The 25,955-nt window shown below is 66.6% G+C and carries 24 protein-coding genes; 2 read left to right on the top strand and 22 right to left on the bottom strand.

Going from position 1 to position 25,955, the window contains the following annotated elements:
• Positions 1-44: 44 nt before the first annotated feature.
• The 4 genes from ispG to ndk are packed head-to-tail and all read right to left on the bottom strand — an operon-like array spanning position 45 to position 3,468.
• On the bottom strand, positions 45-1,331 hold the full coding sequence (ispG, locus tag U858_RS0100375) for a flavodoxin-dependent (E)-4-hydroxy-3-methylbut-2-enyl-diphosphate synthase (protein ID WP_025135218.1): 1,287 nt from the start codon (positions 1,329-1,331) through the stop codon (positions 45-47).
• Positions 1,332-1,346: 15 nt separating this feature from the next.
• Positions 1,347-1,850: a helix-turn-helix transcriptional regulator gene (locus U858_RS0100370; RefSeq protein WP_025135217.1), complete on the bottom strand. Its 504-nt coding sequence runs from the start codon at positions 1,848-1,850 to the stop codon at positions 1,347-1,349.
• Positions 1,847-3,001 (bottom strand): 23S rRNA (adenine(2503)-C(2))-methyltransferase RlmN, encoded by a 1,155-nt coding sequence (gene rlmN, locus U858_RS0100365; RefSeq protein ID WP_025135216.1) that lies wholly within the window; start codon positions 2,999-3,001, stop codon positions 1,847-1,849. Before rlmN ends, U858_RS0100370 begins: the two co-directional genes overlap by 4 nt.
• Before the next feature lie 41 nt (positions 3,002-3,042).
• Positions 3,043-3,468: a nucleoside-diphosphate kinase gene (gene ndk, locus U858_RS0100360; RefSeq protein ID WP_006393972.1), complete on the bottom strand. Its 426-nt coding sequence runs from the start codon at positions 3,466-3,468 to the stop codon at positions 3,043-3,045.
• 396 nt (positions 3,469-3,864) lie between these two features.
• Here ndk and U858_RS0100355 point away from each other — a divergent pair, with 396 nt between their 5' ends.
• Positions 3,865-6,759 (top strand): valine--tRNA ligase, encoded by a 2,895-nt coding sequence (locus U858_RS0100355; RefSeq protein WP_025135215.1) that lies wholly within the window; start codon positions 3,865-3,867, stop codon positions 6,757-6,759.
• 105 nt (positions 6,760-6,864) lie between these two features.
• Here U858_RS0100355 and U858_RS0100350 read toward each other — a convergent pair whose 3' ends face one another.
• The 8 genes from U858_RS0100350 to rpsP form a co-directional block, all read right to left on the bottom strand.
• The gene (locus U858_RS0100350; protein WP_025135214.1) at positions 6,865-8,154 is read right to left on the bottom strand and encodes an FAD-binding oxidoreductase; all 1,290 of its coding nucleotides are present in this window, start codon (positions 8,152-8,154) and stop codon (positions 6,865-6,867) included.
• A 9-nt stretch (positions 8,155-8,163) separates the two neighbouring features.
• Complete coding sequence (locus U858_RS0100345) at positions 8,164-8,895, bottom strand: amino acid ABC transporter ATP-binding protein (RefSeq protein ID WP_025135213.1); 732 nt, start codon at positions 8,893-8,895, stop codon at positions 8,164-8,166.
• A complete protein-coding gene (locus U858_RS0100340; protein ID WP_025135212.1) occupies positions 8,892-9,545 on the bottom strand; it encodes an amino acid ABC transporter permease in 654 nt (217 codons plus the stop codon). The genes U858_RS0100345 and U858_RS0100340 overlap by 4 nt, the downstream gene beginning before the upstream one ends.
• A 115-nt stretch (positions 9,546-9,660) precedes the next feature.
• Positions 9,661-10,413: an ABC transporter substrate-binding protein gene (locus tag U858_RS0100335; protein ID WP_025135211.1), complete on the bottom strand. Its 753-nt coding sequence runs from the start codon at positions 10,411-10,413 to the stop codon at positions 9,661-9,663.
• 90 nt (positions 10,414-10,503) lie between these two features.
• A complete protein-coding gene (locus U858_RS0100330; RefSeq protein WP_025135210.1) occupies positions 10,504-11,178 on the bottom strand; it encodes a helix-turn-helix domain-containing protein in 675 nt (224 codons plus the stop codon).
• 183 nt (positions 11,179-11,361) lie between these two features.
• Positions 11,362-12,177, bottom strand: a complete 816-nt coding sequence (gene trmD, locus U858_RS0100325) for a tRNA (guanosine(37)-N1)-methyltransferase TrmD (RefSeq protein WP_025135209.1) — start codon at positions 12,175-12,177, stop codon at positions 11,362-11,364.
• Positions 12,177-12,794: a ribosome maturation factor RimM gene (gene rimM / locus U858_RS0100320; protein ID WP_025135208.1), complete on the bottom strand. Its 618-nt coding sequence runs from the start codon at positions 12,792-12,794 to the stop codon at positions 12,177-12,179. The genes trmD and rimM overlap by 1 nt, the downstream gene beginning before the upstream one ends.
• Positions 12,795-12,862: 68 nt before the next feature.
• Positions 12,863-13,123, bottom strand: a complete 261-nt coding sequence (rpsP, locus tag U858_RS0100315) for a 30S ribosomal protein S16 (RefSeq protein WP_025135207.1) — start codon at positions 13,121-13,123, stop codon at positions 12,863-12,865.
• Between the two features lie 279 nt (positions 13,124-13,402).
• On the opposite strand from rpsP, the gene U858_RS0100310 reads away from it, so the two are divergent.
• Positions 13,403-13,984, top strand: coding sequence for a hypothetical protein (locus tag U858_RS0100310; protein ID WP_025135206.1), 582 nt, complete (start codon positions 13,403-13,405; stop codon positions 13,982-13,984).
• A gap of 68 nt (positions 13,985-14,052) precedes the next feature.
• On the opposite strand, the gene U858_RS0100305 is transcribed toward U858_RS0100310, so the two are convergent.
• The 10 genes from U858_RS0100305 to U858_RS0100260 all read right to left on the bottom strand — a co-directional run bounded on the left by U858_RS0100305 (position 14,053) and on the right by U858_RS0100260 (position 25,879).
• Positions 14,053-14,322, bottom strand: a complete 270-nt coding sequence (locus tag U858_RS0100305; protein ID WP_025135205.1) for a sulfurtransferase TusA family protein — start codon at positions 14,320-14,322, stop codon at positions 14,053-14,055.
• Complete coding sequence (gene alaS, locus U858_RS0100300; protein ID WP_025135204.1) at positions 14,309-16,933, bottom strand: alanine--tRNA ligase; 2,625 nt, start codon at positions 16,931-16,933, stop codon at positions 14,309-14,311. Before alaS ends, U858_RS0100305 begins: the two co-directional genes overlap by 14 nt.
• Before the next feature lie 80 nt (positions 16,934-17,013).
• Positions 17,014-18,105 (bottom strand): prepilin, encoded by a 1,092-nt coding sequence (locus U858_RS0100295; RefSeq protein ID WP_025135203.1) that lies wholly within the window; start codon positions 18,103-18,105, stop codon positions 17,014-17,016.
• Between the two features lie 8 nt (positions 18,106-18,113).
• Positions 18,114-18,731 (bottom strand): type 4 pilus major pilin, encoded by a 618-nt coding sequence (locus U858_RS0100290; protein WP_025135202.1) that lies wholly within the window; start codon positions 18,729-18,731, stop codon positions 18,114-18,116.
• A gap of 52 nt (positions 18,732-18,783) precedes the next feature.
• Positions 18,784-19,920, bottom strand: a complete 1,137-nt coding sequence (locus U858_RS0100285) for a hypothetical protein (RefSeq protein WP_025135201.1) — start codon at positions 19,918-19,920, stop codon at positions 18,784-18,786.
• Positions 19,913-21,637, bottom strand: a complete 1,725-nt coding sequence (locus U858_RS0100280; RefSeq protein WP_025135200.1) for an ATPase, T2SS/T4P/T4SS family — start codon at positions 21,635-21,637, stop codon at positions 19,913-19,915. The genes U858_RS0100285 and U858_RS0100280 overlap by 8 nt, the downstream gene beginning before the upstream one ends.
• A complete protein-coding gene (locus tag U858_RS0100275) occupies positions 21,634-22,092 on the bottom strand; it encodes a hypothetical protein (protein WP_232786459.1) in 459 nt (152 codons plus the stop codon). Before U858_RS0100275 ends, U858_RS0100280 begins: the two co-directional genes overlap by 4 nt.
• 25 nt (positions 22,093-22,117) lie before the next feature.
• Positions 22,118-23,440, bottom strand: coding sequence for a hypothetical protein (locus tag U858_RS0100270; RefSeq protein WP_081821505.1), 1,323 nt, complete (start codon positions 23,438-23,440; stop codon positions 22,118-22,120).
• A 25-nt stretch (positions 23,441-23,465) separates the two neighbouring features.
• A complete protein-coding gene (locus U858_RS0100265; RefSeq protein WP_025135197.1) occupies positions 23,466-25,055 on the bottom strand; it encodes a hypothetical protein in 1,590 nt (529 codons plus the stop codon).
• A complete protein-coding gene (locus U858_RS0100260) occupies positions 25,052-25,879 on the bottom strand; it encodes a TcpQ domain-containing protein (protein ID WP_025135196.1) in 828 nt (275 codons plus the stop codon). Before U858_RS0100260 ends, U858_RS0100265 begins: the two co-directional genes overlap by 4 nt.
• Positions 25,880-25,955: the final 76 nt, after the last annotated feature.

The following is a 25,955-nucleotide window of genomic DNA, read 5'->3' as shown; positions in this document are numbered from 1 at the left end:
CCGCATCACGCGCTGGCAAGCGCGCTGGCGGCGACACCCTTTCTTTAATGAGAGGCGAGCGCGCCGTAGCGACGCGCGACGTAGTCTTCAACGATGGCCTGGAATTCTTCGGCGATATGGTCGCCCTTCAGGGTGACCGTGCGCTCGCCGTCGACGAATACCGGCGCGGCCGGCACCTCGCCGGTGCCCGGCAGGCTGATGCCGATGTCCGCGTGGCGGCTTTCGCCAGGCCCGTTGACCACACAGCCCATGACCGCGACGTTCATGCTTTCGACGCCGGGGTATTGCGCCCGCCATACCGGCATCTGCCGGCGCAGGTAGGACTGGATGCTGTCGGCCAGTTCCTGGAAGAATGTGCTGCTGGTGCGGCCGCAACCGGGGCAGGCCACCACCATGGGCGTGAACGCACGCAGGCCCATGGTCTGCAGGATTTCCTGGGCTACGACGGCTTCGCGGCTGCGGTCGCCGCCGGGTTCGGGCGTGAGCGAGATGCGGATGGTATCGCCGATACCCTGCTGCAGCAGCACGGCCAGCGCGGCGGTGGACGCCACGATGCCCTTGCTGCCCATGCCGGCTTCGGTCAGGCCCAGGTGCAGCGGGTAGTCGCAGCGCGCCGACAGGTCGCGATAGACCGCGATCAGGTCCTGCACGTGGCTGACCTTGCAGGACAGGATGATGGCGTCGCGGCGCAGGCCGAGCTCTTCGGCGCGCTGGGCGTTGCTGATGGCGGACACGACCAGCGCGTCGCGCATGACGGCCTGCGCTTCCCAGGGCTGGGCACGCAGGTTGTTCTCGTCCATCTTGCGGGCCATCAATTCGTGATCGAGGCTGCCCCAGTTGACGCCGATGCGCACCGGTTTGTCGTAGCGGCAAGCCACTTCGATCATCTGGGCGAAATTGTCGTCGCGACGCTTGCCCCCGCCCATGTTGCCCGGGTTGATCCGGTACTTGGACAACGCCTGCGCGCACTCCGGAAATTGCGTCAGGAGCTTATGGCCGTTGTAATGGAAATCGCCGACCAGGGGCACGTTGACGCCCATGCGGTCGAGCTGTTCGCGGATGGCCACGACTTCCTTGGCCGCCTCGGGGGTATTGACCGTGATGCGCACCAGCTCGGAGCCGGCCAGCGCCAGTTCCTTGACCTGGATCGCCGTGGCGATCGCGTCGGCGGTGTCGGTGTTGGTCATGGACTGGACCACGACGGGCGCATCGCCGCCCACCATGACCGTACGGTCGCCCCACTTGACCGCCACCGCACGCGTGTGTCGGCGGGAAGCCGCACCCACGGAGGGCGGCGGCGCATCCTGGCAAGGCAGAGAGGAATCTTGCATCGGCGGAACCGGTAATTACTTGGACAGCTTGGGAAGCCAGTCGAACGCGAGCCAGTGCTGCGGCAGCCAGCCCTGCCAGAAGGCATAGGCGACGCCGGCGGCAAGCACCAGCACGATGGCGATCAGCCAGCCCCACGAGGTCGACGACGAACGGTCGTCGTCGGCGCTGGACTGGGGAATGGAATGCGCGGAATGCAGCGCGCCCGGGCTGAGCTTGACGGGGCCGGTGGCGCGGGCCTTGGGGTCCAGCGAATCCACGATGGCCTGGGCATCGGCGCCCAGCAGGCGGGCGTAGTTGCGGATCAGGCCGCGCAGCGAAACGCCGGTGGGCAGATCGGCCCACTGCTCGTTTTCAAGGGCCTCGATCTGCTTGGTGGAAAACTTGATGCGGCTGGACACTTCGTCGAGCGACCAACCCTTGGACTGGCGCAGCGTACGCAGCGCCGAACCCACATTGCCCGAGCCGCTTGCGGCGCCCGTGGACGTCTCTGAAACTGCAGAAGCGAAATCCTGCGTCATGCATGCACCTGTTTAATTGGTATGGTCTGGCGCTGCGCGGCGTTCCGTTCAGTGATTCGGGTACGGTCGCGCACTTCTCCCGCCAGTTGACCACAAGCAGCATCGATATCGTCACCCCGGGTCTTGCGTACGGTCGTGATGATGCCGGCGTCCATCAGACGCTGGGCAAACACCTTGACCCGTGCCGAAGGCGAGCGCTTCAGGCCGGACGCGGGGAAGGGATTGAACGGGATCAGATTGAGCTTGCAGCGAATCTGGCGTGCAATGTGTATCAGTTCTTTGGCGTGCTGGTCGGTATCGTTGATGCCGTCCAGCATGCAGTATTCGAAAGTGATGAAGTCGCGCGGGGCGTACGCCAGATAGCGCTCGCACGCAGCCAGCAGCTCCTTCAGGGGGTATTTCTTGTTCAGCGGCACGAGCTCGTCGCGCAGCGCGTCGTTGGGCGCGTGCAGCGATACGGCCAGTGCCACCGGACAGTCTTGCGAGAGGCGGTCCATCATGGGGACCACGCCCGAGGTGGACACCGTGACACGGCGGCGCGACAGGCCATAGGCGTTGTCGTCGAGCATCAGGCGCAGGGCCGGCAGGACCTGATCGTAGTTGAGCAAGGGTTCGCCCATGCCCATCATGACCACGTTGCTGATGACGCGGGTGTCTTCGGTGGCGCGGGCGCCTTCCAGGCGTGCCGTGCCGATGTCGGCTTCGAGCACGCGCTTGGCCCACCACAGCTGGCCGATGATTTCGCTGGTCTTCAGGTTGCGGTTGAAGCCCTGGTGCCCGGTCGAGCAGAAGCGGCAATTGACCACGCAGCCGGCCTGGCTGGAAATGCACAGGGTGCCGCGGTCGTCTTCAGGGATGAAGACGGTTTCGATGGCGTTGCCCTGCCCCACGTCGAACAGCCACTTGCGCGTGCCGTCGGTCGAGCGCTGCTCGATGTTGACGGGCAAGGCCTCGATGCGGCAATTCGATGCGAGCTGGCCGCGGAAGTCGCGAGCCAGGTCGGTCATGGCGTCGAACGAATCGGCGCCGCGCTGGTGCATCCAGCGCTGCAGCTGACGGGCGCGAAACGGCTTGCCGCCCCACTGCCCGACGAGTTCGGACAGGGCGGAGCCGTCCAGCCCCAGCAGATTGATTCGTTCGACGGATTCCATGACCTGGGTAAAGCTAGATATCTAAAACGTATTCCGGGAAATCAACGGCTGTGGATGTTGATTTCGGGGAAGAAGAAAGCCACTTCGACGGCGGCCGTTTCCGGAGCGTCGGAGCCGTGCACGGCGTTGGCGTCGATGCTGTCGGCGAAGTCAGCGCGGATGGTGCCCGGGGCGGCCTTCTTGGGGTCCGTCGCGCCCATCAGGTCGCGGTTCTTCAGGATGGCGTCTTCGCCTTCCAGCACTTGCACGAACACGGGACCGGAGATCATGAAGTCGACCAGGTCCTTGAAGAAGGGGCGCTCTTTGTGCACGGCGTAGAAACGCTCGGCGTCGGCGCGCGACAGCTGGGCCAGACGGGCGGCGATGACCTTCAGGCCGGCTTGCTCGAAGCGGCCGACGATCTGGCCGATGACGTTCTTGGCGACGGCGTCGGGCTTGATGATCGAGAGGGTACGTTGAATGGACATGAGAACTCCGAAAACTGATTGCTGACTGGTTTCTATGATTGCCTGGCGCGGCCTGCGCTTGTTGGTGTCACCCTTCAAGGCGCATCGCGCTGTGGGCGCGAGAAGCGGTTCGGAACAAAGGCTTGCCCCGGACCGGCCCGGCCGCCTGTGACGATGATCCAGGCGGGGATTCGACACTGCCTACCCTTTGAGTCCTTGACTCTCAGTCTCTGACTTTGAGCCTCTGACTTTGAGCCCCCCAATTTTTTGGCGAAACTTCAATGAATTCAGGGACTTCTAAAAGGTTTACAGTAACCCGGTATTCTAACACGCCGATACGACCGCATTACATCTTAAAATGAGCGGTTTGCTTGCCCGTATCCATCGACCGGGCGCCCTGTCTGCCGGAACCCTGTAATGACCCAAGCCGCTCCCCCGAACGCCGCGAATCCCGCGAACGACTCCCAGGAACTCTCCAAGAGCTTCGAACCCGCCGAACTCGAATCCCGCTGGTATGACGAGTGGGACAAGCGCGGGTATTTCGCTGCCGGTTCGCACGTAAAAACGGGGACGGAATCAAAGCCCTACGCCATCCAGTTCCCGCCGCCCAACGTGACGGGCACCCTGCACATGGGCCACGCGTTCAACCAGACCATCATGGATGGCCTGATCCGCTACCACCGCATGCTGGGCGACGACACCGTATTCATTCCGGGGACGGACCACGCCGGCATCGCCACGCAGATCGTGGTTGAAAGACAGCTGGACGCCCAGAAGGTTTCGCGCCACGACCTGGGCCGCGAGAAATTCGTGGAAAAAGTCTGGGAATGGAAGGAGAAATCGGGCAGCACCATCACCGACCAGGTGCGCCGCCTGGGCGCATCGGCCGACTGGCCGCGCGAATACTTCACCATGGATGACCGCATGTCGCGCGGCGTGGTGGAAACGTTCGTCCGCCTGCATAAACAGGGACTGATCTACCGCGGCAAGCGCCTGGTCAACTGGGACCCCAAGCTGCTGACCGCCGTGTCCGACCTGGAAGTGCTGTCGGAAGAAACCGACGGCCACATGTGGCACATCCTCTACCCCTTCGTCGACGGTCCGCAGACCATCGTCGACAAGGACGGCCAGACGGTGACGCTGCGCGGCATGACCATCGCCACCACCCGCCCCGAGACCATGCTGGCCGACGGCGCGCTGTGCGTGCACCCCGAAGACCCGCGCTACAAGCACCTGGTGGGCAAGCAGGTCGAACTGCCGCTGTGCGACCGCAACATCCCCATCATCGCCGACGACTTCGTCGACCCTGAATTCGGCACGGGCTGCGTGAAGATCACCGGCGCGCACGACTTCAACGACTATGCCTGCGCGATGCGCCACGATCTGCCGTTGATCGTCATCTTCACGCTGGATGCGCACATCAACGAAAACGGCCCCAAGCAGTTCCAGGGCATGGAACGCTACGAGGCCCGCAAAGCCGTCGTGGCCCAGCTGGAAGCCGAGGGCTACCTGGTCAAGGTCGAGCCGCACAAGATGATGCAGCCCAAGGGCGACCGCACCGGCGTCGTGCTCGAACCCATGCTGACCGACCAATGGTTCGTGGCCATGAGCAAGCCGGCCCCCGAAGGCACGCTGAACCCGGGCAAGAGCATCACCGAAGTGGCGCTGGAAGTCGTGGCCGACGGCCGCATCCAGTTCTACCCGGACAACTGGACCACGATCTACAACCAGTGGCTGAACAACATCCAGGACTGGTGCATCTCGCGCCAGCTGTGGTGGGGCCATCAGATTCCCGCCTGGTACTCGGAAGACGGCCAGGTGTTCGTGGCGCACGACCAGGCCGAAGCCGAAGCGCAGGCGCGCGCTGCCGGCGTGACCGGCTCGCTCACGCGCGACCCGGACGTGCTGGACACCTGGTTCTCGTCGGGCCTGGTGCCCTTCACCACCCTGGGCTGGCCCGACAAGACCGCCGACCTGGAACGCTACCTGCCGTCCAGCGTGCTGGTCACGGGCTTTGACATCATCTTCTTCTGGGTGGCGCGCATGGTCATGCTGACCACGCACCTGACCGGCCAGATTCCGTTCAAGCACGTCTACATGCACGGCCTGATCCGCGACGCAGACGGCCAGAAGATGAGCAAGTCCAAGGGCAACACGCTCGACCCGATCGACCTGATCGACGGCATCGACCTGGACGGCCTGGTGGCCAAGCGCACCTACGGCCTGATGAACCCCAAGCAGGCGGGCAGCATCGAGAAGGCCACGCGCCGCCAATATCCGGACGGCATCCCGGCCTTTGGCACCGATGCGCTGCGTTTCACCATGGCCGCCTACGCGACCCTGGGCCGCAACATCAACTTCGACCTGAAGCGCTGCGAGGGCTACCGGAACTTCTGCAACAAGCTCTGGAACGCCACCCGCTTCGTGCTGATGAACACCGAAGGCCACGACCTGACCGGCCCGGAAACCGGTGAACTGTCGTTCGTGGACCGCTGGATCGTCAGCCAGCTGCAGGCCCTGGAAGCCGACGTGGCGCGCGGCTTTGCCGACTACCGCTTCGACAACATCGCCAACGCGCTGTACCGCTACATCTGGGACGAATACTGCGACTGGTACCTGGAGCTGGCCAAGGTCCAGATCCAGACCGGCACGCCGGCCCAGCAGCTGGGCACGCGCCGCACGCTGATCCGCGTGCTGGAAGGCGTGCTGCGCCTGGCCCACCCCATCATTCCGTTCATCACCGAAGAACTGTGGCAGAAGGTCTCGGTCGTGGCCGGCAAGCGCAAGGAAGGCGTCGCCGACAGCGTCAGCGTCCAGCCCTACCCGCAGGCCAACCCGGCCGCCGTGGACACCGCCGCCGAAGCCGATGTGGCCGAACTGAAGGCCCAGGTCGAAGCGGTGCGCGCGCTGCGCGGCGAAATGAACCTGTCGCCCGCCCAGAAGGTGCCGCTGTGCACCCAGGGCGATGCGCCCACGCTGACGCGCAACGCGCCCTACCTGGCCGCGCTGGCCAAGCTGAGCCAGGTCGACGTGCTGGATGCCCTGCCCGACGCCGGCGCACCGGTGCAGGTGGTGGGCGCCAGCCGCCTGATGCTGCACGTCGAGATCGACGTGGCGGCCGAACGCATCCGCCTGGACAAGGAAATCGCACGCCTGGAAGGCGAGATCGCGAAGGCCAACGCCAAACTGTCCAACGCCAGCTTCGTCGAACGCGCCCCGGCGGCCGTCGTCGAGCAGGAAAAGGCCCGCGTCGCGCAGTTCGGCGAAACGCTGCAAAAGGTGCGCGAACAGCGCGGCAAGCTGGGCAACTGATGCCTGGCGGGCGCCACGCCTGGTGCACACCGAAGCCCCGGACCCGTTCCGGGGCTTTTTTTCGCCCGCCAATCCGGCCGCTGAATCCGTCTTGCGATCGCCGCCCTAGACGCCGCCGTCGGTCATTCGATACCAGGTCACCACGGCATTCACGTACAACCGGCGCAGGCCGTAAAGCGGAAACGGCGTCACGGGCGACAGCGGCACCGGCAGCGCCTTCGCATCGCCGCTGACCAGGTATTGCGCCATGGCGCGGCCCATGCTGGTCTGCAGACCCACCCCGCGCCCCTGGCAGCCGATATCCACCAACAAACCGGGTTCGGGCTCATGCAGGTGCGGCAGGTAGTCCCGGGTGATGGCAACCCGGCCACACCAGCGGTATTCGAACGGCGTGCCCGCCACCTGCGGGAACATCTTCACCATCACCCGTTCCAGGTGCGCCCAGTCCTCGGGCCCCTTGGGTTCACGGAAAGGCCCACGCCCGCCCATCAGCAGCCGCCCCTGGTGATCCAGCCGGAAGTACAGCAGCAGATTGCGGGTATCCGACGTGACATGGCCTTCCGGGAAGATGCCTGCGCGCAGGCGTTCGGGCAGCGGCGTGGTGGCCACCTGGAACGTATTGGCATCAATGATCGAGGGCTTCAGGCCCGGCAGCAGGTCGGCGCCATAGGCGTTGGTGCACATCACCACGCGGTCGGCGATGACGGTCGCGCCGCCCGCCGTGGTGGCAGTCCATTTGCCGCCCTCGCGGCGCAGGCCGGCGACAGGTGTATCGGTGTGGATCACAACGCCGGCATTCAAGGCTGCCCGGGCCAGGCCGCGCGCGTAGCTCAGCGGCTGGATGGCGCCTGCGCGCCGATCGACCCAGCCGCCCAGGTAGCGGTCGGTGCCGATCAGGCGCGAGACCTCGGCCTTGTCCAGCGGCTGCGCATCGGCGCCGTGGCGGGCCCACTGCGCCGCGCGGGCATGTGCCAGTTCCAGCGCCGCGGCGTTGTGCGCGCCCTGGATCCAGCCCTGGCGCACATGCGGCACGTCCATGGCGTGGCGTTCGATCAGGTTGAAGACCGAATCCGCGGTGGCGCCGGCAAAGCGCACCAGGCGTTCGCCGGCCTCGGCGCCAAACATGGCAACCAGCGCATCCGGATCGTATTTCAGCCCCGGGATGACCTGGCCGCCATTGCGGCCCGAACCGCCGAAACCGATTTCGCGCGCCTCCAGCAAGACCGTACGAACGCCCTGCTCGGCCAGGTGCAGCGCGGTGCTCAAGCCGGCATACCCGCCCCCGACGACCAGCACGTCGGCCTGGGTGGACTGCGTCAGCGGCTGGGTGTCGGGCGGCGGCGCGGCCGTGGCGGCCCACAGCGACGGGGACAGGGGAAACGGCGTCTGCGACATGGCGGTTCCTTACATGGGATGCAGCACGCGGCGCAGGAAGTCCTGCGTGCGCGGGTGCTGCGGATGATTCAGCACTTCACGGGCGGCGCCCTGCTCCACGATCACGCCGCCATCAAAGAACATGACGCGGTCTGCAACTTCGCGGGCGAAACTCATCTCGTGCGTCACGACCACCATCGTCATGCCCGCCTCGGCCAGCTTGCGCATCACGCCCAGCACATCGCCCACCAGTTCCGGGTCCAGCGCCGAGGTCGGTTCGTCGAACAGGATGGCCTTGGGCCGCATGGCCAGCGCCCGCGCGATCGCCACGCGCTGCTGCTGGCCGCCGGAGAGCTGCGGCGGATGGGCATCGGCCTTGTCGGCCAGCCCGACACTGGCCAGCAGCTCGCGCCCCCATTCCAGCGCCTGCGCACGCGGTTCGTTCTTCACGTAGATCGGCCCTTCCACCACGTTTTCCAGCGCGGTGCGATGGGGAAACAGATTGAAGCGCTGGAACACCATCGCCACCTGCGTGCGGATCGACACGATGGACGCGGCGTCGCAGTCCACCCGCTCGCCATCCACGGCTATGCTGCCCGCGTTGTAGCGTTCCAGGCCGTTGATGCAGCGCAGGATGGTGGACTTGCCCGAACCGGACGGCCCGATGACGCACACGACCTCGCCCTTGGTGACTTCGGCGTCGATGCCCTTGAGCACTTCCAGCGAACCGAAGCTCTTGCGCACTCCCTTGAGCTCGATCATTTGGCAGCGCTCCTTTTTTCCAGGTGCCGCACCAGCAGGATCAGCGGCACGCACATCACCAGGTACATCAACGCCACCAGCGAAAACACCGTGGCGTTCTTGAAAGTGGACACCGCGATCAGCTTGCCTTGCAGGGCCAGTTCGGCGACCGTGATGGTGGACGCCTGCGACGAGTCCTTGAGCATCATGATCATGATGTTGCCGTAAGGCGGCAGCACGATCTTGACGGCCTGCGGCAGCACCACGCGGCGCATGGTCAGGCTCCAGCTCATGCCCATGGCCATGGCGGCTTCGATCTGCCCGCGGTCGATGGCCTCGATGCCGGCGCGGAAGTTCTCGGCCTGGTAGGCCGAATACGCCACGCCCAGGCCGATGATGGCGGCCTGCACGGCCGTCAGCGACACCCCCATGTCCGGCATGACGAAGTAGATGTAGAACAGCAGCACGATGATCGGGATGCCGCGCAGCAGGTTGATCACGCCGGCACTGAACTTGGCCAGGTACTTGTTGCCCGAGACGCGCATCAGCGCCCACACCAGCCCCAGCACCGTGGACAAGGCCAGCGAGCCCAGCGTCACCAGGATGGTGAGCTTGGCGCCTTGCAGCAATATCGGCAGGTATTCCGCCGCGTCCTTGAAGAATTCCGTCATGCCTCATCACCCCAACAAGACTGCGCTTGCAGGCGCCAGCCGTGGCCGGCCCGCCCGCGCGCACACGGCGCGCAGGTCGGGCGCATGCCCAGGCCGCCCCGCCCTCAACCCGGCGTCAGGCGCCCAGGCCCCACTTTTTCAGGATGCGGTCGATGGAGCCGTCCGCCTTCAGCTTGGTCAGCGCCTTGTTGATGCGGTCCAGCAAGGCTGTGTCGTCCTTGCGCGTGGCCAGCCCAAGGCTGCCCATGACGGTGGGCTGGTAGGACTGCGCCATTTTCAGGTTGGGATAGTTGCCCTGGGTCAGGATGTAGGCGGCGATGGGGAAGTCCATGAAGCCGCCCTGGATGCGGCCGGCATTGGCGTCGCGCATCATGTCCGGCGGATTGTCGTAGAGCTTCACTTCCTTGAACACGCCGCTTTTCTGGATGGGTTCGACAAAGGCAGTGCCCACCTGCACGCCCACCGTCATGCCCTGCATGTCGGCAAAGGACTTGTATTCCTTGTTGTCGGTCTTGAGCACCATCAACCCTTCGCCGTAGCGATACACGGGTTCGGAAAAACTCACCACCTGCTGGCGCTGCGGCGTGATGAACATGGCTGCCGACACAATGTCGATGCGCTTGGACGTCAGCGAGCCGATCAGCGCGGAAAACGCCATGGGCTCAATCTGCACCTCGAAGCCGGCCTCTTTGCCAACCGCTTTCACGATGTCGACCATCACGCCTTCGATGCTGTTGGTCTTGGTATCGAGAAACGTGAACGGGCTGCCGGTGGGCGTGGACCCCACCTTCACCACCGTTTGGGCCTGCGCGCCCGCGGCCGTGGACAATGCTGCAAATACAGAGACAACCAGAGTCTTGAATTTCATGACATTTCCTCATCGTGGCAAAGAGTTCCGGGCGCTGCCCGGAAGGCGGATGATCCCCAGTGTCATCGCGCCGCTTTACTGCCCGCGCGCTCAAGGCGCCCGTTGCGTCTCGTCCCCCGCGGCTTGAGTGATATTGGAAATGGCCCAGATGACCTCGGTCGCCTGCGACCCGGGATTGCGCCAGCGGCGCGGCGTGCTGCTGGCATAGCAAAAGCTGTCGCCCTCATTGAGCAGGACGACGCGGTCGCCCACCCAGAGCTCGAGCGAACCCTTGAGCACCACGCCGATCTGCTCGCCCTGCCCCGTCACGAACAGCTCGTTGCCGGTCGAACCGCCCGGCTCGATGGTGCAGCGGCACAGGTCCATGCTGCGGCAGGCCGGCGGCGTGTACATCTCTTTGACGATGCCCTTCTCGCGCAGGTCGATATAGCGGTGCGTGCCGGCCCGGGCAACGCGGCCGCCGTCTTCGCCTTCGGTGTGCTCGGCATTGCGCAGCAAGGCATTGACCGATACCCCGAACTCGCGCGCCAGTTGATGCAGCGTCTTGACCGAGGCGGAACTCAAACCCCGCTCGATCTGGCTGAGCAGGCCCAGCGACATTCCACAGGCCTGGGCGACATCAGCCAGCGAACGCCCCTGCCCCTTGCGCAATTGGCGCAGTTGCTGGCCCAGCCAGAGATCCACCGCGGACTCGGGACGCCCCGCCAACGCGGCCGGCTTGGGCAGCGGCGAATCGATGCGCAACGAGGAAGAGGATCGGCTCATGTGAAAATTTCATTTTTATATAATTTTCAATACTAAGGAGCACGGGAAAGCGCCACAACCTAGGAACATCCCTAGCGGTGGGGCAATGCGGATTAGAGGGTCAGACACCAGGGCGCCCTGTCGCGCGGCCCTCTCGAGCCATGGCAGGACTGCGCGTGCGCCAGCACGGCGCAACGCAACGAATCACGCCGTCTTGGGCTTGGAGAAACGGCGCTTTTTCTTCGGCTCAGGCAAGGGTTCGCCGGCCAGCTCGGCCAGGTAGCGCTCGTCGGCCAGAGTCAGCCAGCCTTGGGCGCGGGCCGACTCGATGAGTTCGGGCCGGCGGGTGACTGTCAGCGCCAGCGAACGCTCGCGGCGCCAGCGCGCGATATTGGCGTGGTGGCCGCTGAGCAGCGGCGCGGGCACGGATGCGCCCTCGTACACCTCGGGCCGCGTGTAGTGCGGGCTGTCCAGCAAGCCGGACAAGGTGTCGTTGAAGGAATCCTGCAGGGCAGAATCGCCGTCGTTCAGGACGCCGGGCAACAAGCGCACGGCGGCGTCGATGACGGCAAGCGCCGCGATTTCGCCGCCAGACAACACGAAGTCGCCCAACGAGATTTCATGCGTGACGCAGCGTTCGATGAAGCGTTGGTCCACGCCCTCGTAGCGGCCACAGATGAGGATCAGGCCATCACTGGCGGCCAGGGCCTCGGCGCCGGCCTGGTCGTAGCGCTTGCCCACGGGCGCCAACAGCGCCACGGGGGCGGGCGCCAGGCCTTGTGCCGCGCGTGCGGCTTGGGCAGCGCCGACGGCGGCCTCGAGCGGGGCCGCCATCATCACCATGCCGGGGCCGCCGCCATAAGGGCGGTCGTCCACGGTGCGGTGTATATCGTGCGTGAAATCGCGTGGATTCCAGGCATGCAGGGACCACCGGCCCTGGGCATGCGCCCGGCCGGTGACACCCAGGTCGCGCACCACCCCGAACATTTCGGGAAAGAGCGTCACGACGTCAATGCGCATCAGAGATCCGCGGGCCAGTCGCTATCGATGCGGCGAGCGGCCAGGTCGACGGCGTGTATGTGCGCGCGTACGAACGGAACGAGCATTTCGGCGGGCTTTCCCTTGGCGTTCAGAAGCGTTTCGGGACCATCGGCCCCCACCTTCTGGCACAAGACCTTCAAGACGGCATGAGCGCCGTTATCAAGGACTTCGTCCACCACGCCGATAAGCGCGGATTCGCCGCTCGCCGTGGTGTACAGCGAGCAGCCAATGAGATCGACCCAGTAGTATTCGTCTTCTTTGGGCGCGGGGAAGGAACCCCGCGGCGCCTGCACGGAAAAACCGCGCAGGGCTTCGGCCTGGTCGCGATCGGCGATGCCGCTCAACTGCGCCACCACGGTGGCGCCCTGTGAACGGACTTGCACGATCTTGTATGCGACAGGCGCAGACGCGACAGCGCCCCGCGCCAATTCAGGCACAGGGCGAGTCAACCACCATTGAGAAGCTGAGAGCAGCACTTCGGCGTTGGCCGAATGCGGCTGCACCTTGACCCAGCCTTTCACACCGTAGGCCGCAGTGATGCGGCCAAGCTCGATCAAGTCCGCAGGCGCCGCGTTGGAAGTTGCGGCATCAGACATGTATCGGGCAGTCGGTTTTATCTAGCGTAGTAAAAACTAGCAGGGTTCAGGCTAAACGACGCGGGCAATTAAGCCGCGGCGGAAACCTTGGCCGAGTAGTCTTTGACCAGACGCTCGACAGCCGGCGACAGCTGGGCGCCGTTGCTGGTCCAGTGCTGCACGCGATCCAGCGCAATGCGCAGGTTTTCCGTACCTTCGTTGGCAACGGGGTTGTAGAAACCCACGCGCTCGATGAAACGGCCGTCGCGACGGTTACGCGAATCGGTGGCCACCAGGTTGTAGAACGGACGCTTCTTGGACCCACCGCGGGCCAGGCGAATCACCACCATAGGTAATCCCTTGAATTAGTTGTGAAAAACGGGAAATTCTAGCACTTAAACAAGCCGGCTGGCAAATGCAGGTGCTGAAAAATCGGGAGTCGCGCGGGATTTGTGTTCTAAAACACCACATGCGGGTATTCTAGAAATCCCTAAATACGGGCCGGAGCCCGCCGCAGACAGAGTGTAGCCCGTTGGGCGCCCCTGTGCTGCCTGTCAGCGCGTTTGAAGAATATACCTGATTGTAGAAATCGGCGTTTCCCTCAAACTTCCTCTTCCGGAGGGTGCAACATGAAGAACCGTAAAGCTGTCTTCACCCCTGTCGCACGACTGGCTTTCACAGGTTTGCTGGCGGGCATGTTGGCGATGCCGCTGACGGCGTCGGCCCGGGTGCTCGGCGCAGCGCTGACCACCACCACGGGCAAGGTCACGGCGGTAGACCCCGCTACCCGGACCATCACACTGCAAGGCAACAACGGCAACGTCGTCGACGTGCAGGCCGGCCCGGACGTGCGCAACTTCAAGCAGATCAAGCCGGGCGACACGCTGACGCTGGACTACTACGAATCGGTGGCTGTGGACGTGCGACCGGCCGGCACGGGCGCCCCCGAAGTCGTCACCGAAACCGCCGCCACCCGCAGCGCCAAGGGTGCCAAGCCCGGTGGCGCCGCCGGCCGCCAGACCCGTATCACGGCCGAGATCTGGCACATCAACAAAAGCGCCAACCTGGTCACCCTGAAGGGCCCGCAAGGCGCCCTGCGCACGATCCAGGTGCAGGACCCCGCCATGCAGGCGCGGCTGGCACAGCTGAAAGAAGGCGATCTGGTGGACTTCACCATCACCCAGGCCGTCGCCGCGGCCATACACAAATAGGCGCGTCGCCGGAAAACAAAAAGGCCAGCCCGACAAAGGCTGGCCTTTTTCATGGGGACGGATAGCGACTAGCGTCGGCGCAGGTAGTGCACACCACGGCCGTCGGCTTCATGCTGGGCAACCAGCGCATTGCCGGTCTGACGGCAAAAGGCCTGGAAGTCGCGGATGGCGTTGCGGTCGGTGGTGATGACGCGCAACACCTGCCCGCTTTCCATCTGCGCCAAGGCTTTTTTGGCGCGCAGGATGGGCAGCGGGCAGGTCAGCCCGCTGGCATCCACGTCCTGGTCAAAGGACGGCGCTTGCGCGCCGGACTCGGCAACCCTGTCAGAGGCGCTCATCGACCCACTTCTGCACGCTGGCGATCGCGGCCGGCAAGGCGGCGATGTCGGTGCCACCGCCCATGGCCATGTCGGGGCGGCCGCCGCCCTTGCCGCCCACCTGGCTGGCGACGAAGCCGACCAGGTCACCGGCCTTGATGCGGTCGGTCAGGTCGGCGGTCACGCCGCCCACCACGCTGATCTTGCCATCGGCCGAGCCGGTGGCCAGCAGCACGACTGCGGGCTTGAGGCGGTCTTTCAGGTTGTCGACCATGCCGCGCAGGGCCTTGGGATCGACGTCGCCGATGCCTGCGGCCAGGACCTTGATGCCCTTGACCTCGACCGCGGCGCTGCTGGCCAGGTCGTTGCCTGCGCTGGCAGCCAGCTTGTTGCGCGATTGCTCGAGGTCTTTTTCGAGCTGCTTGACCTGGTCCTGCACCTGGGCGATGCGGGCCGGCAGGTCGGCGGGCGTGCTGCGCAGCATGCCGGCCACCTGGGTCAGCAAGGCGTTCTGGTTCTGCACCCAGGCCAGAGCGTTGTCGCCCGTGATGGCCTCGATACGGCGCACGCCGGCGGCCACGCCGCCTTCGGACACGATCTTGAACAGGCCGATGTCGCCGGTGCGGCTGACATGGGTGCCGCCGCACAGTTCGCGCGAGAAACCGATATCAAGCACGCGCACCGTGTCGCCGTATTTTTCGCCGAACAGCGCCATGGCGCCGCCCTTGACCGCGTCGTCGTAGGCCATGACCTGGGCCACGGTGGGCTGGTTGGCCAGGACTTCGGCGTTGACGATGGCTTCGACGCGCGCGATCTGCTCGGCGGTCAGGGGCGCATCTTGTGCGAAGTCGAAACGGGTCTTGTCGGGATCGACCAGCGAACCGCGCTGCTGCACGTGGGCGCCCAGCACCTGGCGCAAGGCCTTGTGCATCAAATGGGTGGCCGAGTGGTTGCGCACGGTACGGGCGCGGCGCACCGCGTCCACTCGCGCCAGCAGGGTATCGCCCACCGACAGCGTGCCCTCTTCGAGGGTGCCGTGATGGCCGAATACGCCGGACTGGATCTTCAGGGTATCGCCCACGGCGAAACGCACGCCCGCGGCTTCGAGCAGGCCGGTATCGCCCACCTGGCCTCCGGACTCGGCGTAGAACGGGGTGGCATCCAGCACCACGACGGCGCTTTGGCCGGCCTGGACCTGCGTGACCTGCGTGCCGTCGACATACAGGGCCGTGACCTTGACGTTGTCGAGTTCGAGCTTTTCGTAGCCTTCGAAGCGCGTTTCGGCGCCTTCGTAGCTCAGGCCTTCGGCCATCTTGAACTTGCCGGCGGCGCGAGCCTGGTCGCGCTGGCGTTCCATGGCGACTTCGAAGCCGGCCATGTCGACGTCGACTTCGCGTTCGCGGCAGATGTCGGCGGTGAGGTCCACCGGGAAACCGTAGGTGTCGTACAGCGTGAACAGCGTGGTGCCGTCCAGCTGGCCACCCTTGGGCACGTTGGCCAGGGCGGTATCCAGGATGCGCATGCCGTGTTCGAGGGTTTCGCCGAAGCGCTCTTCTTCCTGCTTGAGCACCTGCGCCACGCGCTCGGCCGTGTTGGCCAGCTCGGGGTAGGCTTCGCCCATTTCGGCGACCAGATCGGGCACCAGGCGGTAGAAGAACGGCTTGGTCTGACCCAGCTTGTAGCCGTGGCGCAGCGCGCGGCGCACGATGCGGCGCAGCACATAGCCGCGGCCTTCGTTGCTGGGAATCACGCCGTCGACGATCAGGAACGAGCAGGCGCGGATGTGGTCGGCAATGACCTTGAGCGAGTTGTTTTCCAGGTCCTTGACGCCGGTTTCGCGGGCAGCGGCGGCGATCAGGTGCTGGAACAGGTCGATTTCGTAGTTGGAATGCACGCCTTGCAGCACGGCGGCGATGCGTTCCAGGCCCATGCCGGTATCGACACAGGGGCGCGGCAGGCGCGGCATGTTGCCGGCGGCGTCGCGTTCGAACTGCATGAACACCAGGTTCCAGATTTCGATGTAGCGGTCGCCGTCTTCTTCGGGCGATCCCGGGGGGCCGCCCCAGATCTCGGGACCGTGGTCGAAGAAGATTTCCGAGCAGGGGCCGCAGGGGCCGGTGTCGGCCATCTGCCAGAAGTTGTCCGAGGCGTAGCGGGCGCCCTTGTTGTCGCCGATGCGGATGATGCGCTCGGCCGGCACGCCGACTTCCTTGGCCCAGATGTCGTAGGCTTCGTCGTCTTCCTGGTAGACGGTGACCCAGAGCTTTTCAGCGGGCAGCTTGTAGACCTGGGTGAGCAGTTCCCAGGCGTACTGGATGGCGTCGCGCTTGAAGTAGTCGCCGAAGCTGAAATTGCCCAGCATTTCGAAGAACGTATGGTGACGGGCGGTGTAGCCCACGTTCTCCAGGTCGTTGTGCTTGCCGCCGGCGCGCACGCTGCGCTGCGACGACGTGGCGCGCGTGTACGACCGCGATTCCTTGCCCGTGAACACGTCCTTGAACTGGACCATGCCCGAATTGGTGAAGAGCAGGGTCGGATCGTTGCCCGGCACGAGCGACGAAGAAGGAACGATGGTGTGTCCCTTGGACTTGAAGAATTGCAGGAACTGCTGGCGAATCTCGGAGGATTTCATCTTGGATGAAGCAGGATTTAGGCGAATCTTTGATTATAGAGGGTAGTCGGCGGCTTGCGCTGCCGGGGCCTGCCCGCCCCTCAGCGCATGCAGATATACCCCGTCGTCCAGCCCACGTCGGCATCCCAGACCCCGCCTGCCGACACCAGCACCGCCGAGTAGCCGGCCGGGCAGTTGCAGGTGCCGGTGCGCGGATTGGCCGTGGATTCGCCCGATGCCTGGAAGCAGCCGCGTGGGTGATTGATGCTGAATGCCCCGCCGAATCCGCCGCCGCTGGCCTCTTGCCATCGGCCGGATTGGCAGCTGAGCAATTCGCCCGACGCCGCGCGAGCGATACCTGCGGGCGCCGTGCGGCAGTCCTGGCCCGCGCCGGCCTGCCCTTGCAGTTCCAGGTATTCCCCGCCCTTGAGCCGGCCGGCGACCGTCAGGCCGCCTTGCAGATCGGGATCGCGGGCGTCGCGCAGCTTGACGAACTTGTCTGCCTCGGCGCGTTCCAGGCCGGCCCAGGACACGACCGTACCCGCCGGATAGGCCGCCCCGCCCGGCGCAACGGGATTGCCGAAGCTGAAAGCGGCTCCCCGCAACGCGGCGGGCGCCGTCGGCCACACCGCACCGCCGTACCCGCCTGCGGCCTCGATCACGACCGCGATGGCGGCCAGATCGGGATATTGCGTCCCTGATTTCAAGAGCGGCCCGTCGCTGTAGATCAGCGCGTCCAGGCGGCAAGGCTGCCCCGGGCATGTGGCCGTGCGCACGATCTGGATACGCGCGCCGAAGCCCAGGGCGGACTGCAACGGAAAGCCGGCGGGCAACGCGCCGGCCCGGCGCAACTCATCCAGCGAGGGCGCCAGGGAATCGGCAAATAGCGGCGAACCGTCCGCGGCAGCCGGTCCCCGGCCGTCGGCCCAGGGGTCGAAATGCCGCAGCAGCACCTGTTCCATCGCGCCCCGGGCCTGCGCAAGCCAGACGCCGGTCGCGCGCGCCGCGGAATCTTCGATGCGATGCGCCAGCTGGCTGGAGGCCCAGATCGCGATCATGGCCGTCAGCGCCAACGCCAGGGCCAGTTCGAGCAGGGAGAAACCGCCCTGCCCGACCCTGGTCCGCCGCAGGGCGGCGCCTGGGCGCGCGCCAGTTCCCCAGGGGTGACCGACGAACCTCGTACCGGCGCTCATACGGGCACTCATTTGGCGGTGAACACGAACGTATTGGTGTCGCCCTGGCTGCAGCGGGTCTGGGCCAAGGCCGCCCGATACGGCACGGCCGGCACGGCCAGGGCATTCTTGACCACCCCGGAGCCGTTATCGCCTTCGATCGAGATGACCTCGGACACGCGTTGCAGCACGGACGCCAGCGCCGGGCAGGCGGCGTTGCTGACGTTGTTCAAGGTGACGGTGAACGCCGCCCCCACACCCGCGCCGGCCAGAGACGTGGCAGCCACCTGCACCACGCCGCTGCTGCCCGTGCCGCTGCCGCCCAAACCATGTGCGATGCGCGCCGACGGGCCGCTGCCCTGCACCGACAGCACGCTGGAGTCGCGCAGCATGTTGGCCATGGCCCCGGTATCCAGGCCGGCATAGGGCGTGACGCCGCCGCCCTGCGCGTTGACCCGCATGCTGACGATGAAGCGCTGCAACTCCTCAGCGACCTTGGGCACCTTGTTTTCAATGACATAACTGCCGATGGCCGGAATGCCGACGATGGCGATCAATAGGACGATCGCCGTCACGATGGACACCTCCACCAACGAAAAACCCCGCTCGCGCCTGCCGCCCGCGATGCCTGCCCTGAACTGTTCCATTCCCCTCTCCATGGTGAAAAACCAGCCGTTACCGCAATGAGTCCCGCCGCGATCAGCGGCTGGCATAGAAATTCGTGAGCGCCAGGCGCAATTCGTCGATGACGGCGTAGTGCCACAACGTGATGGCCAACGCGGTGGCGACTGAACCGATCAGCAACGCCCAGCGCAACACGGCAGCCTGCAGGCGTACCCGCGCCAGCAGCCGGGATTCGACCCGGTGCCGCACGCGTTCGAGCCCCGCCTCCATGCCTAGCGCCCCCATCATGTCCGCCATGAACCACCAGGTTTCCGCGTCCAGCAGGCCGGTATCGAAGATCTGCGCATCCGTCGCGCCGGCGTCGATGCGCATCAGCATGCGTTCCAGATGCATGGCCAGCCACGCCTGCGCGCCCCGCCCCTGCACGGTGAGCGCGCGCCGCAGCCGCGTATCGGCGGCGCCGTGCTGGCGCACCAGCACGGCCAGCAGGGACAAAAAGCGGATGGCCTGAAAATCCCGGTGCAGGCGCCAGATCAGCCGCTTGTCCAGCCAGGCCCGGGCCGCGCCCGTGTAATGCGGCAATGACCACAGGGTCAGCCCGCCCAGGCCCGCCACCAGGACCAGCCACGGTGCCAGCCACTGGCGGGCCGCCGCGGCCAGCGCAAACAGCGCGCGGGTCTGCCGGCCGTAGTCTTCTGCCGGCAACGCCTGGAACACCTGCTGCAGGCGCGGCGCGGTGAACAGCGGAATGGCGCAAAGCATGGCCAGCGCCACCCCCGCGGCCACCACGCCCGCGGCCGCAGTGGACACCAAGGCAAAGCGCGCTTCGGCGGCCAGCCTGGCTGCCCGCGCCAGATCACGTAGCGCGGCGGAAAGATCACCGCCCTCGTCCTGCACACAGGCCAGCAGCAGGCATTCCGCCATAGGCAAGGTGCCCTGCCAGGCCGCGCCCAGATCGCCCCCGGCATCCTGGTAGGCACCGGCCCAATACTGCGACAGGCGGCCACGGGCGGTACCGGGACCGTAGCGGCGCGCATCGTCCTCGAACAGGTCTCGCAGGGTCCGGCGGCCCTGCAATCCGTCGATCAGGTCGGCCAGGTACTCGTAGTAATCGGCGCGCTGTGGCAGAAAGCGCCAGGCATCCCAGCGCAGGCCCAGGTTGATGTTGAAATGCCGGCGCCAGGCCAGCACCCGCAGTAGAGAGTCAGCCATGCGCGGCCTCCGGCCGGCCTGCCACGCCGACAGGCAGCGCCAGATCGAAACGCCGGGGTAGCGCACGCGGATCCACGTCGCCCTGGGCCACTTTGAACAGCGCGCTGTTGAGCGCCTTGGCGCCACGCGTGGCTTCGTCACGCCAGGAGGCGTCGGGCACCGCCCTGGCCGCGGGCCGCAATGGCCCGTAGTCGCGCCTGCGCACGCAGTCCAGGAAACCCGCTGCACGTTCCGGTTCGATCATTTCGGCCGCCACGCTGCGCCCGATCGTGCCGTTCAGTTCGGGCATGTGCGGCCGGCGGCAATCGGCGCAGCCGTCCGGGTTTCGCACCTTGAGCGCGGCCGCATCGAGCAGGAAGGTTCGCGTGAGCACGGCCATCCAGTGTCGCCAGTGCTCGGCCTGGCCGGGGGCATGGCGCCGCTGCGCTGCGCCCCAGAGCTGGGCGGCGGGCCAGGCGCAGGCCGGGCACAGCCTGGGCAGCAGCGTCTGGTAGACCAGCAGCTTGAGAATGCCGGGCGCCGCCAGCAGCTCACGCGAGACGCCGACGGCCTCGGACGCCAACCGCTCGGGGATCATTGCCGCGGACCCCGCATGCGTGGTGGCGTACAGGCTGATGCCGGAACTGGCCAGGTCCATGAAGGCGCGGCCGGTGTCGATATCGCGGATTTCGCCGATCAGCAGATCGTTCAAGGCCGAGCGCTTGATGGTCTTGAGCTTGGCGTCGAACGCGGGCCAGCCGGACACGGCCAGCGCGCCGCCCAGGCTGTTCTGCAACGCGTTGCCGATGACATATTCGACCGGATCTTCCAGCGTGATGACCTTGCGGGTGGGTTCGATGCCGCGCATCAGCGCGGCCAACGTGGTGGACTTGCCCGCCCCCACGACGCCGGCCAGCACGATGGCGCCGCCCTCGCGTTCACGCGCGTCCATGAGGGTCGCCACCTGGCCCGGCAGGTAGCCAAGCGCGTGCAGATCGTGTCCGCCCGCAGCGTCCAGCCGCAGGATGCGCAGGCATACCGAAGGCCCGGCGTCGGTGGCCAGTGACGCCCACCGCAACACCACGGGCGTACCGGCCAGCTCCAGCGCGATGCGGCCCTGCTGTTCCAGTGCGGGATCGAACACCGCGCCGTTGCCGCCCCGCACATCCATCCAGGCCACGGCCAATACTTCCAGCAAGGTGGCGTTGGACAAACCGGAGAATCGTTCCGCAACGACGTATTCACCATGAATGGTGTAGCGGATCTCGCAGCCATCGCGCCGCTGGTTCACGTTGATGTGCACATCGCTGGCGCCTTGGGAGACCCCCCACGCGACGATGTCCAGGAACAACGCCGCCAGCGCCGAGGTGCGTGCAGCCTGTCGGCTGCCGTCGCGCCGCGACAGGCCCTGGGCGGCCAGCTGGCCGCGCGCGACCATCAGCAGCAATGCGGCCGGCAGTAGATAGCGTGACGGTTTGGCAAGACGGTACCCCTGCGCCCGCACCATGCGTTCGACCTCGTCGATGGCATCCCCCACGCAGAATTCCTTGACGGCGAAGATCGCGACATCGCCGTTTTCCAGCAACACCGGACATAGCCGGCCCGCCATCGCGGCAAGGTCGAACTCGCGGCCCAGGGCCCGCGAGAATGCGGGGTCAAGCCGCGCGATGTCTTCGGGCGCATCGAGCGGGCAAATGGCGGCGCCCAGCGCGCCAGGGAAAGCAGACGGCGTATTCATGGCATGGGACTCCCGGCGTCCAGGCACGCGCGGACATCTCGGTCGTCGCGACGCAGCCGCACACAACCGCCGTCGACCGCCACCAATTGATACGCCTGCGCCACCCGGGCGCCGGCCACCGGCGCGGCCCGGCCGGTCTGGTAGCGCAACAAGGCGCCATTGACGAGCAGGTCGACCTGCAGATGCCGCGCCACGCCGAAGATGGCCGCCACGCGCACGTCGTCGGGAACCGGGGCGGGCATGGGCGCGCGCGATGCCGCGGCGCCGTTGGCCGGGCAGATGCCCGGCACCCGGCACTCGGTGAGCGCGGCGGCGGCATCGGCGCGCAACAGGGTGCGCACCGTCTCGGCTTCAGGCCACGCCTGCGGGTCGGCGGCGTCAACGGCGGGCTGCGCCTGCGCCCCCGCGGCCCACACCGCGGCGCCTGCGACAGCCCATACCCCGCGCCATGGCATGGCACGGCAAGACCGCCGCCAAAGGTTATTCCTGTTCATAGAGGACTCCCTGCAGTTCTGCGACCAGCGTGCTTGCAGCGAGGCTGGAGCGAAGTTGAGGCTGGATGCTCAAGGCCAGCCGGGACCAGCGCGCCACGCCAAGACGGCCCGGCAACAAGGCAAAGGACCGCAAGGGCCCGGCGAGCGTGATCGCCCGGGAACGTATCGCGGGCGTCGGCGCGGCGGCGGCAGCGGACGCCGCGGCCATGCCTGCCGCTGCCGGCAGCGCAAGTACTGCGGGCGCCATGACGATCGAACTGAACGCCGGCCGCAATTGCTGCAGCGTCACGGCCACGCCGGTATCGACCTGCAGGGGTGTGGGCGGCGGCAGATCGGCCAGGGTCCTGGCATCGGATGCCACCTGCCAGGAGAGCGAGGCGTCTTCGAGCGGATTGAACGACACGCGCCAGCCACGCGGCAACCGGGCGAACAGGCCCTGGTTGGTCGCTTGCGGATGCGCTCTGGCGTAGTCGGCGCGGCAGGTCCAGTGCCGGGCCTGCGCATCGCACTGCGCACGCCGCAGGGCCCACCCCTGGACTTCGATCGGCACCTTCACCAACCCCACCAGCACGCGGGCGATTTCATCGGGACCATGGACCGGAATCGCGTTCAACAGCGCAAGCCGTGCGCGGACGGCAACCTCGGCCGCCTCCAGCGGCGCGACAGGCGGCGCCGTCGTGCGCGGAGGCGGCGCAAGGAATTGCCGCCACAAGGCAGGCACAACCACGGACAGCGCGAGGCACGTCAGGAAGAGGCGCAAGGCCCGCGGCAGCGCGCTCCAGCGCGACGGCAGCACGACCAGTTGTGCGGCGGCATCTCCCATCGGCAGCAACGCGGCATAGACTTCGTCGCCATCGCGGCCCGGCAACTCGGGCCGCGCGAGCAACAGGCGGGCATGCTCGCGCAGCGCCTCGTCGTGCGACCCGAACAGTCGATCGGCCTGCGACAGCACCGTGCCGGCATAAGCCGCCACCAGCCAATGCTGCCCATCCGGCAGGCGAACCAGGCTGTGGCCGCCATCGGGGTAGCGCAGCGCGAACAATTGAGCGGCCGCCAGCCAGCGTGGCGCGGGTTTGCCAGCGCCCGCGCGGCGCCAGCGCCATGCCCGGCGCACCGCACCGCGGCCGTACCCGGCGACCGTGGCGGGCGAGCCTGCCACGACGTAATGAGTCGCTCGCAGACGGCGGCCGCGCGAACGGGCCAACGCGGCCACGTCGGTGCCGATCAGCGCGTGCCAGCGCAAACCGAACGCCAGCGCACGATCCGTGCCAGGGCAGTCGACAAGAAGGATTTGCGGTGCGCGCGTCATACCAACGTCCTGGAGAGTGTGGGCATCAGAAACCTTCTTCGACCTGGGCCGTGACCAGGATCAGGGTGGTCACGCGCTCTGAGGTGGCACTGTCCTGGCCACCCGCCACCAACGGTGCCTCCGGTGTCAGGCGCTGACGGTCATGCTGATCCTGGCTGCGGTCAAAGCCGGAGACGATGACGGGCTGACCGGGCCGCAGCTCGATCTGCTGCACGGTGCCATTGCCGTCCACCGTGATCTGCTGCACCTGGACCTGGTTACCCCGTTCGCCGAAGGTGACCGTTTTCAGGGGCTGGGCCACCGCGTTGTCGTAGGCGATGGACAGCAGGATCTGGCCGTCTTCCTGGATATCCGGCACCAGCGTCAGGAACGAACCGACGGTTTCTTCTTTCTGGCTGATGGACACCGCGGGCAGCGAGCTGTTGGCGCCGTCCGGCGTCATGCCCGGCACGGCCGTGCTCTGGACGCGGTCGATATACGAGAACGTGGTGCGCACGGCGTGCGTGACGGGCCGGCGGTTCAGGGTCAGCACGGGCACCTTGCTGTGCCGCACAACGGCCCCCGAGGCGCTGAGCGCGGAAAGAATGGCCCGGGACGCATCGAAAGGACCGCGGCCGGCAGCCACTTCCAATGCCCCGGCGCCGGCTACCGGCGTTGCCGGCATGGCCAGGCGTGCCGCGCCCCCTGCCGCCGCATAGACCGCGTTCCAGTCGATGCCACCGGATGCCGAATCGCGGGAAATCACGGTGATTTCTTCGAACACGAGCCTGACCCGGCGCGTCAACGCCTTGTTCTCGCGCTCGAAATAGCGCCCTACCCGTTCGAGGGCCTCGGGCGTGTCGGTGATGACCAGCGCCGTTTCGCCTTCGACCGGATCAGCGATGACGCCCGAACGGGTCAGGAACGCCTGTGCGTGCGCCCGCAGGATGGCCAATGCCTTGTGTTCGCCGCCCGACAGCGATGTGCTGGAGGTGTTCTCGAAGCCTTCTGCCTCGGCCCGGCCCGCGCGGCCCAGGCGGACATCCACCTTGCTGGCCAGCGACAAGGCGCGCAGATCGAAGACCCGGGTATCGGTGCGGTAGAACTCGAGCGCGTTGTGTTCATAGCGCCAATGCACGGAATAGCGCGCCGCCACGGCATCGAGCAAGTCGGCCAGCGGCTGCGCGCCAGCACGGACTTCAAAGCGTTGCGCAACAGAAGCATCCAGAGCGCTATTGACCGCCAGGCGCGGCAGGAACAGATCCAGCGGCAGCAGCGCATCGGGGCGGACACGCACCGGCATGCCTGTGGCCGCGGCCAGCCGCTGGGCCACCGTGGACAAGTCGGCATCGTCGGCCAGCATGAGGGTGGTCTGCACGTTTTCGCGCAAGGCCGGCGGCAGGGAGATGTCTCGCGCCAACGGTTGCGGCTTGCCGGCAAGCCAGGGCGTAGCCACCTCTTGGGCGGACTGGCGGGCATTGCGGTCGGTGAGACTGTCGGCAAACGCCTGGTGGCGCGCACCGGCGTCTGCCTGTTTGCGCTCGGCGGCGCGGCGCAGGTCAGTGACCTGCTGGGTCAGGGCGCACCCGGCGAGTTGGGCGAAGAGCGCCAGGATGATGAGCGGGCGGCGGTTCATGCGGCCCCCGGGGTAGCGATAGACCGGGTGCACGACTGCGCCAGCGGCACGACGCGCAATACCCGATTGCCATAGAAACAAGGCTGCAGCGGTTTGTCCGCCAACTCGGTCGAGGCGAGCAAGCCGCGCACTGCGGATTTGAAATCGCCCGGAAAATCAGCCGTGGCGGCCAGCGGGATATCGACATCGACCGCCCAATGCTGCGGCTGGAAGGTCCAGCCCGCTGCATCCGCCCAGCGTGCCAGCACGGCACGCAAGGTGGCATCGGGCGGCGCGGCGCGAAACGGCGGTGCGGCAGACGGTGGCGGCGGCGTCGCCGAGGCAACGGCCAGAGGTTGCGCAGCCTCTGCCCCCGGCGGGTGCAGGGAAGCCAGCGGCCCGCCCTGCGCCTGCCCGCCAGGAAGGGCGAGCGCCGCGGGCGACGCCGATGCAGCCGGCGCGCTGCCGACCGCCGCGACATCCTGCCCGCGCTGCGCGCGCGCCGACAAGCGACCGCCACGAAACGCCAGCGCGCGCCAGCCGCCGGCCAGGACCACGTAGGGCTCGCGGCGCACATAGGGCAAGGCGCGCTCGCCATCGGGCCCCACGCCGAAAATGGCGGGCAGCGCCTGCCCTGGCGCGAACTGCAGCCAGGTTTCGCGGCCATCGTCGAACACCTGCATGGGCGCGACGGCGGGATCGCCGGACAAGCGCCAGTCAAAGCGAAAGCCTTGCGCGGCCGGCCCGGCAGCCTGCCACGAAGTGCTGGCCGACCGCGAGGTCAGCGGCAGTGCGCAGCCCGACAGACCGGACAGACCCACCGCCAATAGGAGTATTCGAACCATGCTTCACCGCTAGCAAAAGGCGAACCGGAAACGGATCGCGGTGAAGCCATGGTGGAGCAAGGCCAGGCGCCGCAAC

Source organism: Achromobacter sp. DH1f, assembly GCF_000633435.1.
Lineage (GTDB): Bacteria > Pseudomonadota > Gammaproteobacteria > Burkholderiales > Burkholderiaceae_B > Achromobacter > Achromobacter deleyi.
This window is presented reverse-complemented; position numbering and strand designations above follow the sequence as displayed.

Coding starts and splice junctions, on each gene's coding strand:
- ispG (WP_025135218.1), bottom strand. CDS start 1,331: ATGCAAGATTCCTCTCTGCCTTGCCAGGATGCGCCGCCGCCCTCCGTG.
- U858_RS0100370 (WP_025135217.1), bottom strand. CDS start 1,850: ATGACGCAGGATTTCGCTTCTGCAGTTTCAGAGACGTCCACGGGCGCC.
- rlmN (WP_025135216.1), bottom strand. CDS start 3,001: ATGGAATCCGTCGAACGAATCAATCTGCTGGGGCTGGACGGCTCCGCC.
- ndk (WP_006393972.1), bottom strand. CDS start 3,468: ATGTCCATTCAACGTACCCTCTCGATCATCAAGCCCGACGCCGTCGCC.
- U858_RS0100355 (WP_025135215.1), top strand. CDS start 3,865: ATGACCCAAGCCGCTCCCCCGAACGCCGCGAATCCCGCGAACGACTCC.
- U858_RS0100350 (WP_025135214.1), bottom strand. CDS start 8,154: ATGTCGCAGACGCCGTTTCCCCTGTCCCCGTCGCTGTGGGCCGCCACG.
- U858_RS0100345 (WP_025135213.1), bottom strand. CDS start 8,895: ATGATCGAGCTCAAGGGAGTGCGCAAGAGCTTCGGTTCGCTGGAAGTG.
- U858_RS0100340 (WP_025135212.1), bottom strand. CDS start 9,545: ATGACGGAATTCTTCAAGGACGCGGCGGAATACCTGCCGATATTGCTG.
- U858_RS0100335 (WP_025135211.1), bottom strand. CDS start 10,413: ATGAAATTCAAGACTCTGGTTGTCTCTGTATTTGCAGCATTGTCCACG.
- U858_RS0100330 (WP_025135210.1), bottom strand. CDS start 11,178: ATGAGCCGATCCTCTTCCTCGTTGCGCATCGATTCGCCGCTGCCCAAG.
- trmD (WP_025135209.1), bottom strand. CDS start 12,177: ATGCGCATTGACGTCGTGACGCTCTTTCCCGAAATGTTCGGGGTGGTG.
- rimM (WP_025135208.1), bottom strand. CDS start 12,794: ATGTCTGATGCCGCAACTTCCAACGCGGCGCCTGCGGACTTGATCGAG.
- rpsP (WP_025135207.1), bottom strand. CDS start 13,123: ATGGTGGTGATTCGCCTGGCCCGCGGTGGGTCCAAGAAGCGTCCGTTC.
- U858_RS0100310 (WP_025135206.1), top strand. CDS start 13,403: ATGAAGAACCGTAAAGCTGTCTTCACCCCTGTCGCACGACTGGCTTTC.
- U858_RS0100305 (WP_025135205.1), bottom strand. CDS start 14,322: ATGAGCGCCTCTGACAGGGTTGCCGAGTCCGGCGCGCAAGCGCCGTCC.
- alaS (WP_025135204.1), bottom strand. CDS start 16,933: ATGAAATCCTCCGAGATTCGCCAGCAGTTCCTGCAATTCTTCAAGTCC.
- U858_RS0100295 (WP_025135203.1), bottom strand. CDS start 18,105: ATGAGCGCCGGTACGAGGTTCGTCGGTCACCCCTGGGGAACTGGCGCG.
- U858_RS0100290 (WP_025135202.1), bottom strand. CDS start 18,731: ATGGAACAGTTCAGGGCAGGCATCGCGGGCGGCAGGCGCGAGCGGGGT.
- U858_RS0100285 (WP_025135201.1), bottom strand. CDS start 19,920: ATGGCTGACTCTCTACTGCGGGTGCTGGCCTGGCGCCGGCATTTCAAC.
- U858_RS0100280 (WP_025135200.1), bottom strand. CDS start 21,637: ATGAATACGCCGTCTGCTTTCCCTGGCGCGCTGGGCGCCGCCATTTGC.
- U858_RS0100275 (WP_232786459.1), bottom strand. CDS start 22,092: ATGCCATGGCGCGGGGTATGGGCTGTCGCAGGCGCCGCGGTGTGGGCC.
- U858_RS0100270 (WP_081821505.1), bottom strand. CDS start 23,440: ATGACGCGCGCACCGCAAATCCTTCTTGTCGACTGCCCTGGCACGGAT.
- U858_RS0100265 (WP_025135197.1), bottom strand. CDS start 25,055: ATGAACCGCCGCCCGCTCATCATCCTGGCGCTCTTCGCCCAACTCGCC.
- U858_RS0100260 (WP_025135196.1), bottom strand. CDS start 25,879: ATGGTTCGAATACTCCTATTGGCGGTGGGTCTGTCCGGTCTGTCGGGC.